Annotated in this window: 2 rRNA genes; both read left to right on the forward strand. The window is 57.6% G+C overall.

The features are described from left to right. Window positions 1-3 precede the first annotated feature (3 nt). Window positions 4-1520: ribosomal RNA gene (locus KBX63_RS34730) — 16S ribosomal RNA — on the forward strand. Between the two features lie 377 nt (window positions 1521-1897). Beyond that, window positions 1898-5006: ribosomal RNA gene (locus KBX63_RS34735) — 23S ribosomal RNA — on the forward strand. The 16S and 23S rRNA genes sit together here, the layout of an rRNA operon. Window positions 5007-5122 lie beyond the last annotated feature (116 nt).

The following is a 5122-nucleotide window of genomic DNA, read 5'->3' on the forward strand; positions in this document are numbered from 1 at the left end:
TTTTTGTTGGAGAGTTTGATCCTGGCTCAGGACGAACGCTGGCGGCGTGCTTAACACATGCAAGTCGAGCGGAAAGGCCCTTCGGGGTACTCGAGCGGCGAACGGGTGAGTAACACGTGAGCAACCTGCCCCAAGCTTTGGGATAACCCCGGGAAACCGGGGCTAATACCGAATATTACCTGGCCTCGCATGAGGTTTGGTGGAAAGTTTTTCGGCTTGGGATGGGCTCGCGGCCTATCAGCTTGTTGGTGGGGTGATGGCCTACCAAGGCGACGACGGGTAGCCGGCCTGAGAGGGCGACCGGCCACACTGGGACTGAGACACGGCCCAGACTCCTACGGGAGGCAGCAGTGGGGAATATTGCACAATGGGCGGAAGCCTGATGCAGCGACGCCGCGTGAGGGATGACGGCCTTCGGGTTGTAAACCTCTTTCAGCAGGGACGAAGCGAGAGTGACGGTACCTGCAGAAGAAGCACCGGCCAACTACGTGCCAGCAGCCGCGGTAAGACGTAGGGTGCGAGCGTTGTCCGGATTTATTGGGCGTAAAGAGCTCGTAGGCGGCTTGTCGCGTCGACTGTGAAAACCCGCAGCTCAACTGCGGGCCTGCAGTCGATACGGGCAGGCTAGAGTTCGGTAGGGGAGACTGGAATTCCTGGTGTAGCGGTGAAATGCGCAGATATCAGGAGGAACACCGATGGCGAAGGCAGGTCTCTGGGCCGATACTGACGCTGAGGAGCGAAAGCGTGGGGAGCGAACAGGATTAGATACCCTGGTAGTCCACGCTGTAAACGTTGGGCGCTAGGTGTGGGGGGCCTCTCCGGTTCCCTGTGCCGCAGCTAACGCATTAAGCGCCCCGCCTGGGGAGTACGGCCGCAAGGCTAAAACTCAAAGGAATTGACGGGGGCCCGCACAAGCGGCGGAGCATGCGGATTAATTCGATGCAACGCGAAGAACCTTACCTGGGTTTGACATGGCCGCAAAACTCACAGAGATGTGAGGTCCTTCGGGGGCGGTCACAGGTGGTGCATGGCTGTCGTCAGCTCGTGTCGTGAGATGTTGGGTTAAGTCCCGCAACGAGCGCAACCCTCGTTCGATGTTGCCAGCGCGTTATGGCGGGGACTCATCGAAGACTGCCGGGGTCAACTCGGAGGAAGGTGGGGATGACGTCAAGTCATCATGCCCCTTATGTCCAGGGCTTCACGCATGCTACAATGGCCGGTACAATGGGCTGCGATACCGTGAGGTGGAGCGAATCCCAAAAAGCCGGTCTCAGTTCGGATCGGGGTCTGCAACTCGACCCCGTGAAGTCGGAGTCGCTAGTAATCGCAGATCAGCAACGCTGCGGTGAATACGTTCCCGGGCCTTGTACACACCGCCCGTCACGTCACGAAAGTCGGCAACACCCGAAGCCGGTGGCCCAACCCCTTGTGGGAGGGAGCCGTCGAAGGTGGGGCTGGCGATTGGGACGAAGTCGTAACAAGGTAGCCGTACCGGAAGGTGCGGCTGGATCACCTCCTTTCTAAGGAGCACCATCCGGTGAAAGCCGGTATGGAGCCCGCGGCCCGCGTCTGTCGGGTCGGGGTGCTCAGATGGCGGAGACACTGGTGAGTTTTCTGCTGGCAACGGCCGGGACGTCTTAGTACAGCCACCCTTGTGGTGGTGGGAACGGATCGTGTTCGGTGCGGCTGGGAGATGGCGTAGAGCACCCTGTTGGGTCCTGAAAGAACAACCATGGGTTGTTTCTTTCGGAAGGCCTTGAGCGGAACGAGTGTTCCGTGGGCTGCCAGGCATGGCCTGGTCTCGCATACCGATCACTGTGGTGGTGCTGGTGTGGGGCTGTGGGGTTGTGGGTTGGTCGTTTGTTGAGAATTGCACAGTGGACGCGAGCATCTTTGTGGTCAAGTTGTCAAGGGCGAACGGTGAATGCCTTGGCACCAGGAGCCGATGAAGGACGTGGGAGGCCGCGATAGGCCTGGGGGAGCTGTCAACCAAGCTGTGATCCCAGGGTGTCCGAATGGGGAAACCTGGCACCAGTCATGTGGTGTCACCCACACCTGAACACATAGGGTGTGTGGAGGGAACGCGGGGAAGTGAAACATCTCAGTACCCGTAGGAAGAGAAAACAATTTAGTGATTCCGTGAGTAGTGGCGAGCGAAAGCGGATTGAGGCTAAACCGGCTGCGTGTGATACCTGTCAGGGGTTGCGTGGTCGGGGTTGTGGGACCCTACTGAACAAGCTGACACTTGTTCGAGGAGTTACAAAGTCAGTGGCTAGTCGAACAGTCTGGAATGGCTGACCGTAGACGGTGAAAGTCCGGTAGGTGAAAGTTGCTGACCTTCTGTGGGTGTTCCCGAGTAGCGGCGGACCCCTGAAATCTGCCGTGAATCTGCCAGGACCACCTGGTAAGCCTAAATACTTCCTGGTGACCGATAGCGGACGAGTACCGTGAGGGAATGGTGAAAAGTACCCCGGGAGGGGAGTGAAATAGTACCTGAAACCGTTCGCCTACAATCCGTCGGAGCCTTACGGGGTGACGGCGTGCCTTTTGAAGAATGAGCCTGCGAGTTAGTGGCATGTGGCGAGGTTAACCCGTGTGGGGGAGCCGTAGCGAAAGCGAGTCTGAATAGGGCGATTCAGTCGCGTGTCCTAGACCCGAAGCGGAGTGATCTAGCCATGGGCAGGCTGAAGCGCGGGTAAGACCGCGTGGAGGGCCGAACCCACCAATGTTGAAAAATTGGGGGATGACCTGTGGTTAGGGGTGAAAGGCCAATCAAACTCCGTGATAGCTGGTTCTCCCCGAAATGCATTTAGGTGCAGCGTCGCGTGTTTCTTGCCGGAGGTAGAGCACTGGATGGTCTAGGGGGCCCACAAGCTTACCGAAATCAGCCAAACTCCGAATGCCGGTAAGTGAGAGCGCGGCAGTGAGACTGCGGGGGATAAGCTTCGTAGTCGAGAGGGAAACAGCCCAGATCACCAGCTAAGGCCCCTAAGCGTGTGCTAAGTGGAAAAGGATGTGGGGTCGCATAGACAACCAGGAGGTTGGCTTAGAAGCAGCCACCCTTTAAAGAGTGCGTAATAGCTCACTGGTCAAGTGGTTCCGCGCCGACAATGTAGCGGGGCTCAAGCACACCGCCGAAGCTGTGGCATTCACATTTTAACCACGCGTGCCCTTGATGGTGCGTGCAGGTGTGTGGATGGGTAGGGGAGCGTCGTGCCGCGAGTGAAGCAGCGGGGTGACCCAGTTGTGGACGCGGCACGAGTGAGAATGCAGGCATGAGTAGCGAAAGAAGGGTGAGAAACCCTTCCGCCGGATGACCAAGGGTTCCAGGGCCAGGCTAATCCGCCCTGGGTGAGTCGGGACCTAAGGCGAGGCCGAGAGGCGTAGTCGATGGACAACGGGTTGATATTCCCGTACCCGCGAAAGAGCGTCCCTGATGAACCTCGTTGTGCTAACCACCCGAACCGTCTGATGCCTTCGGGTTGATGGTGGGGAGCGTGGGAACCTGATGGGTAGTAGTCAAGCGATGGGGTGACGCAGGAAGGTAGCTGAGCCCGGCCGGTGGTTGTGCCGGGGTAAGCGTGTAGGCCGTGTTGTAGGCAAATCCGCAACACATGAAGGCTGAGACGTGATGCCGAGCCGATTCAGGTGAAGTCAGTGATCCTATGCTGCCGAGAAAAGCCTCTAGCGAGTTCTTAGCGGCCCGTACCCCAAACCGACACAGGTGGTCAGGTAGAGAATACCGAGGCGATCGGGCGAACTGTGGTTAAGGAACTCGGCAAATTGCCCCCGTAACTTAGGGAGAAGGGGGGCCGGAGACGTGAAGCCCCATGCGGGTGGAGCGTTGTATGGCCGCAGAGAGCAGGGGGAAGCGACTGTTTACTAAAAACACAGGTCCATGCGAAGAAGTAATTCGATGTATATGGACTGACGCCTGCCCGGTGCTGGAACGTTAAGGGGACCTGTTAGCTCTTCGGGGCGAAGCGGAGAACTTAAGCGCCAGTAAACGGCGGTGGTAACTATAACCATCCTAAGGTAGCGAAATTCCTTGTCGGGTAAGTTCCGACCTGCACGAATGGCGTAACGACTTCCCCACTGTCTCAACCACAGGCCCGGCGAAATTGCAGTACGAGTAAAGATGCTCGTTACGCGCGGCAGGACGGAAAGACCCCGGGACCTTTACTATAGCTTGACATTGGTACTCGAATTAGCTTGTGTAGGATAGGTGGGAGCCGGTGAAGTCCATACGCCAGTATGGGTGGAGGCAATCTTGAAATACCACTCTGGTTGATTTGGGTATCTAACTTCGGACCGTTATCCGGTTCAGGGACAGTGTCTGGTGGGTAGTTTAACTGGGGCGGTTGCCTCCTAAAAGGTAACGGAGGCGCCCAAAGGTTCCCTCAGCCTGGTTGGCAATCAGGTGTTGAGTGCAAGTACACAAGGGAGCTTGACTGTGAGACTGACAGGTCGAGCAGGGACGAAAGTCGGGACTAGTGATCCGGCACTTGCGAGTGGAAGCGGTGTCGCTCAACGGATAAAAGGTACCCCGGGGATAACAGGCTGATCTTCCCCAAGAGTCCATATCGACGGGATGGTTTGGCACCTCGATGTCGGCTCGTCGCATCCTGGGGCTGTAGCAGGTCCCAAGGGTTGGGCTGTTCGCCCATTAAAGCGGTACGCGAGCTGGGTTTAGAACGTCGTGAGACAGTTCGGTCCCTATCCGCCGTGCGCGTAGGATACTTGAGAAGGGCTGTCCCTAGTACGAGAGGACCGGGACGGACGAACCTCTGGTGTGCCAGTTGTCCCGCCAGGGGCACGGCTGGTTAGCTACGTTCGGAAGGGATAACCGCTGAAAGCATCTAAGCGGGAAGCCTGCTTCAAGATGAGGTATCCCACCCACTTTGTGGGGTAAGGCCCCCAGCTAGACGACTGGGTTGATAGGCCGGAAATGTAAGCCCGGTAACGGGTTCAGTTGACCGGTACTAATAGGCCGAGGACTTGACTACTAAGCTGCTACGCGTCCACTGTGCAACTCTCGATGAACGAACAACAGACCACTGTGTGGTGTTGTTTGACATGTCGATAGAGTTACGGCGGTCATGGCGGAGGGGAAACGCCCGGT

Source organism: Micromonospora sp. U21 (assembly GCF_018070045.1).
Classification (GTDB): Bacteria; Actinomycetota; Actinomycetes; order Mycobacteriales; family Micromonosporaceae; genus Micromonospora.